This window comes from Amycolatopsis sp. SID8362 (genome assembly GCF_010550475.1).
Classification (GTDB): Bacteria; Actinomycetota; Actinomycetes; order Mycobacteriales; family Pseudonocardiaceae; genus Amycolatopsis; species Amycolatopsis eburnea.
In genome coordinates this window covers 1-4,113 of sequence record NZ_JAAGNB010000196.1, presented here as the reverse complement: position 1 = coordinate 4,113, position 4,113 = coordinate 1, and the positions used below count along the sequence as shown (strand labels likewise).

6 protein-coding genes and 1 pseudogene are annotated in these 4,113 nt (G+C 71.1%); 1 reads left to right on the top strand and 6 read right to left on the bottom strand.

Going from position 1 to position 4,113, the window contains the following annotated elements; all coding sequences use genetic code 11:
• Positions 1 to 757, bottom strand: a 757-nt coding sequence (locus G3I65_RS07200; protein WP_160695392.1) for a glycosyltransferase, incomplete at its 3' end; no start/stop codon positions are given.
• A 249-nt stretch (positions 758 to 1,006) separates the two neighbouring features.
• Here G3I65_RS07200 and G3I65_RS07195 point away from each other — a divergent pair.
• Positions 1,007 to 1,330 (top strand): STAS domain-containing protein, encoded by a 324-nt coding sequence (locus G3I65_RS07195; protein ID WP_160695391.1) that lies wholly within the window; start codon positions 1,007 to 1,009, stop codon positions 1,328 to 1,330.
• Here the strand turns inward: G3I65_RS07195 and G3I65_RS07190 are convergent.
• From G3I65_RS07190 to G3I65_RS07170, 5 genes and pseudogenes are all read right to left on the bottom strand, one after another.
• Positions 1,327 to 1,635, bottom strand: a complete 309-nt coding sequence (locus G3I65_RS07190; RefSeq protein ID WP_160695390.1) for a protease inhibitor I42 family protein — start codon at positions 1,633 to 1,635, stop codon at positions 1,327 to 1,329. The genes G3I65_RS07195 and G3I65_RS07190 overlap by 4 nt on opposite strands.
• A 4-nt stretch (positions 1,636 to 1,639) precedes the next feature.
• Positions 1,640 to 2,053, bottom strand: a complete 414-nt coding sequence (locus G3I65_RS07185) for a hypothetical protein (RefSeq protein ID WP_160695389.1) — start codon at positions 2,051 to 2,053, stop codon at positions 1,640 to 1,642.
• Positions 2,054 to 2,062: 9 nt separating this feature from the next.
• On the bottom strand, positions 2,063 to 3,193 hold the full coding sequence (locus G3I65_RS07180; protein ID WP_160695388.1) for a C1 family peptidase: 1,131 nt from the start codon (positions 3,191 to 3,193) through the stop codon (positions 2,063 to 2,065).
• Between the two features lie 138 nt (positions 3,194 to 3,331).
• Complete coding sequence (locus tag G3I65_RS07175; protein WP_160695387.1) at positions 3,332 to 3,592, bottom strand: hypothetical protein; 261 nt, start codon at positions 3,590 to 3,592, stop codon at positions 3,332 to 3,334.
• A gap of 215 nt (positions 3,593 to 3,807) precedes the next feature.
• A pseudogene (locus G3I65_RS07170) lies at positions 3,808 to 4,113 on the bottom strand (serine/threonine protein kinase); the annotation flags it as partial.

The window sequence follows — 4,113 nt, the reverse complement described above, 5'->3', positions numbered from 1 at the left end:
GCCCGCCCGGCGCTCGCATGCTGCCGAATCCGAAGTACACCGGCGGTTCACCCGCGTCGAGGAACTCCGCGAGCCCCGGCGGCAGCGGCCGCTCGTCCGGCCAGAGCCACGCGCCCGTCTGGACGAGGTGGGCGTCGCCCGGCTCGGGCCACGGGGCCAGCGCCGCGTCGGCCGCCAGCCAGGGCCGGCCGGAGAACACGTGCGACGGCAGGTCCGTGACGGGCGGCTGGCCGGCCGCCGCGCGGAGTTCGTTGACGCGCCTGCCGAAGAATGTGTTCCAGCGGTCCGCGTCTTCGGCCCAAAGGGCGCGGTTTTCCGCCTTTCCGGGCGACCGCCACGGCATCGGCGGCGGCGCGTGCAGCTCCGACGGCAGGGTGATCGGGCAGAAACCCGCGTACACGTAGGCGGCGCCGCGCCGCTCGGCGATCGAGTGGGCGGCGAACTGCAGGGCACCGGCGGCGACCAGGACGTCACAGCCGGCGGCCGCGGCTCCGATCGTCTCGAACTGGGTCGTCACGGTGTCCTCGGCCGCCGTGCGGATCTGCTCCTGCGTCGGCGGAACCCGGTGCGCCGACGCGGTTCCGCGCAGGCGCGGGCCGATCGGCACGACGTCGAACCCGAGCTCGTCGAGCCGGTCGCGGAAGTCGGGCGGCACGCACAGCCGGACGTCCTGCCCGAGCGCTCTGAGCTCCGAGGCAAGCGCCACCACCGGCTGCACCTCGCCCCGCGAGCCGATCGTGGACAGCAGCACACGCATGGAGAATTCCCCTCACTGGAAAATGGTGAGCCGGAATTGTGAACCCCCACCCGGGCCTTGCCGCAAGCCCCGGGGTGCGCTATATATTGAAATGGGGAGAGGGACCGCGTGTCCTCTTCGACTCCCGATCGTGCTGCTTCCGGTGTGCTCTCCCGGTCCGCTCAGCCTGCCTGACCCGGGGTCCTGACGTAACCTTTGATGACCGAACCCGGAGCCGGTGAGGAAAAACCCGGTCGGCAGGAGGTCAGGATGACACTTCGCAGCGTGCTCCTCGGAGACGAGGTCATCTTGTCCGTCGACGGGGTCTTCGACGGCGGTTTGGCCCCCACCTACCACCAGGCGATCGAAGACGCCTTCGCCGCGGAGGTCCGCCGGGTCGTCGTCGACCTCGCGCAGGCGACGGCGGTCGACGGCGGCGGCATCGCGGTCCTGGCCGCGACGGCGGCGGGCTGCGCCGCCCGCGAAACCCAGCTGATCATCGCGATGCCGCGCGGCGTCGAAGCCGTCATCACCGATCCCGCCCAGGTCAGGCTGCTTTTGCGCAGCTTCGAGCCCTGGCAGGACGCGGGCTAGCGGACCCGGACGGTGAGCCGGAAGCGGCGCAGCTCGCTTTCCGGCGCCCACGCCCGCGCGTGCCGGGCCACCAGCGTCGTCTCACCCGGCCCGTCCGCGTGCAGGACGAACCGGTGTTCGCCGGTGCCGCCGGCCCGGTCCGCCACCGGGTGGAGGGTCTCTTCGACCACTCGCAGCGGCGGTTCCGGGCCGTCGAGCACCCACTGGTAGCCGGTGCCCGCGTTCTCGGGCAGGCGCAGCTCCAGCCGCTCGCCGGGCGCGACGTCCGCCGCCGCGCCGTCGGCTTCGAGCGTGATCACCCGCACGGGTTCACCACAGGTAGATCTCGTGGATCCGGCCGTCGGTGGCCTCCGGGTAGGTGACCGAGCCGGCCAGTTTCGCCGACGTGGCGAGCATCAACAGCGCTTCGTGCACGCTGTCGCTGTTCGTCGCGATGAGTTTCCAGCCGACGCCGTCGACGAACGCGTACCCGTTGCGGTCGGAATTGTTCGTCCAGAGGGCGAGGACCTTCTTATTCGACTGCCACGCCGCGGCGGTGGTCACCGCGACGGCGGTCTGCGGGGCACCCGGCGGGCTCAGCACGGGTTCGACGGCCGGCTCGGCGGCGACGGTGGCCGTCGCCGCGTGCAGCTGGTCGGGGGTGAGGGGCTGGGGCGCGTTGTCCGGGCTGGCGGCGGGGGCCACTGCCACGGGAGCGCTGGACGGGCTGGTCGATGCGGCCATCGCGGGCTCCTAGAAGACGTAGGTCTCGATGATCGTGCCGTTGTTGTTGAACGCGTTGACCGGACGGCCACCCTGCTTCGCGGCGATCAGCTCGATCAGCATCGCCTTGTTGATCACTTCGTCGTCGGCGGCCAGGTGCAGCCAGCCCATGTTCTGCAGGTACGCCCAGGTGTTGCGGTCCTGGTCGTTGCTCCACAGGCCGAGCACCGACGTCGAGCCGGTCCACGAGCGCAGGTTCACCGCGCCGACCTGCTCGACCTGCCAGGTCTCGATGCCGCACTCGCCGTAGGCGATCCGGAAGAAGCCGCCGTCGCCCCAGTTGGTGCTCCAGCTGTTCTTCGCGATCCAGCAGCCCTGGGTGTCGTCGTAGCCGACGAGCGTCACGCAGTGGCCGCCGGCGAGCGAGCCGGTGACGTGCCGGTAGACACCGGTCTTGTAGGAGAAGAAGTCCTGGTACACCAGGAAGCACGCGACGAGTGCGCCGTGCGTGGCCAGCTGGTCCTTCATCGCCGCGGGGTTGCCGGTCAGCGCCGTGTACGACGGCGTGGTCGCGAGCCGGTTCGGCCAGTCGGCGTTCAGCTTGGCGCCGGTGCGGTTGCGCGGGCTGTACGGGAAGTAGTCCTCGTAGGTGATGCCGACGTCGTGGCAGAACTTCAGCGCGCGCTCGGGCATCCAGCCGGTGTCGCACGTCGCGCCGTCGTTCGCGCCGTGGGTGTAGAACAGGTGCGCTTCGGAGAGGTCGAGCTGCAGGCCGGGCTGCCCGCGGGTGAACGCGGCGACCGTCTCGATCGTGGCGGCGGTGCCGAAGGCGACGCAGGAACCGCAGTCGCCCTGGTCCTTCACCGGCGTGACGTAGTTGCCGCCGCCGGCGTTGCGGCTGTCGAACTGCGCGGCGGCGCCGGCCCCGGAAACGGCGGTGGCGCGGGCGGCTTCACCCTGGGCGAGGGACCTCGCCGTCGATTCGAGCTCGCGCCGTTCGGCTTCCGGCGGGAGGGGGACTCCCAACCGGTGGCGGCGCTGGTCCTCTTCGAGGATGGTCATGGAGTTCTCGCCCGTGACCCAGGGATGGCCCTGCGCGGCGAGTTCGGTGCGGACCCGGTCGAGATCGACCGGTGACGCGGGGGTTCCGGGATCGGCCATGATGACTCCCCAATCTTCGACGCCTCACGCGGCGGTGGCCGTGCCCGATCGGTTGTACTCCGGCCGCGGCGGCGTCCACCAGAGCGGTCATCCTTTTGCCGAGGAGCAGTTTTGTGGCGACCGGAAAAAGGGGAGTGGTCAAGAAATCTCGACCCGATCGCCGTTTTCCGAAATCCGTTCCCGGGTGATCAGTTCTTCGGCGAAGATGGTGTCGACCGTCCGGCTCGCGGCCCGCAGTTTCGCGACGCCCGCACCGAGTGGCAGGAGCACGGCGAGCGCCGCCGGCGCCCAGACCATCCCCGCGATGATCAGCGCCAAGGCCGCGAAGACCGCCCAAGCGGCGACCCGGTGCCACGCGGGGCGGGGAACGGGCCGCGCGAGGGCAGCGTGGACACTCATTCAGACCTCCGGAATTTCGTCGAACCGGTCGGGACGGGGATTCCCGGCGGTGGTGCCCGCTCGTTCGGCACACGGGATGTGTCGAGGTCGGCGGCCTTCCGGTTACCGGTCGTTATTGCTTCGAGTCCGAATTCGGGAAATGCGGTTCGCCGTTGTTTCGGACGCTTTTCGGCGCCAGGGCCGTTCGGCCCGGATCCGTGCGCCGGAGGTCCCGCTCAGGCGTTGTCGTGCCCGCCGGGCCCCTTGCCCTTGCCCCGGGTTTCGCCCTTCCCGGTCTTGCCCGGCTTGGTCGACGGCGGGGCGACGGGGGTCGGCGTCCCCTGGGTGACGGCGGCGGGTTCGAGCACGGGCGAACTGACCGGCGGCGGCTGCGGATCGGCGGTCCCGCGATCGGCGAGCGGCGCGGAGGTGGCGGACGGCGAGGTGGCCATCGGCGCGGGCGGCTGCGCGGGGGTGTTGCTCCCAGTGTCCTGGCCGGTGAGCAGGGTGGCGGCCAGAGCGGCGGCGGCGACCAGAGCGAG

Excerpts from the sequence above, each read along its gene's own strand:
- G3I65_RS07195 (WP_160695391.1), top strand. The coding sequence starts at position 1,007 with ATGACACTTCGCAGCGTGCTCCTCGGAGACGAGGTCATCTTGTCCGTC.
- G3I65_RS07185 (WP_160695389.1), bottom strand. The coding sequence starts at position 2,053 with ATGGCCGCATCGACCAGCCCGTCCAGCGCTCCCGTGGCAGTGGCCCCC.
- G3I65_RS07180 (WP_160695388.1), bottom strand. The coding sequence starts at position 3,193 with ATGGCCGATCCCGGAACCCCCGCGTCACCGGTCGATCTCGACCGGGTC.
- G3I65_RS07175 (WP_160695387.1), bottom strand. The coding sequence starts at position 3,592 with ATGAGTGTCCACGCTGCCCTCGCGCGGCCCGTTCCCCGCCCCGCGTGG.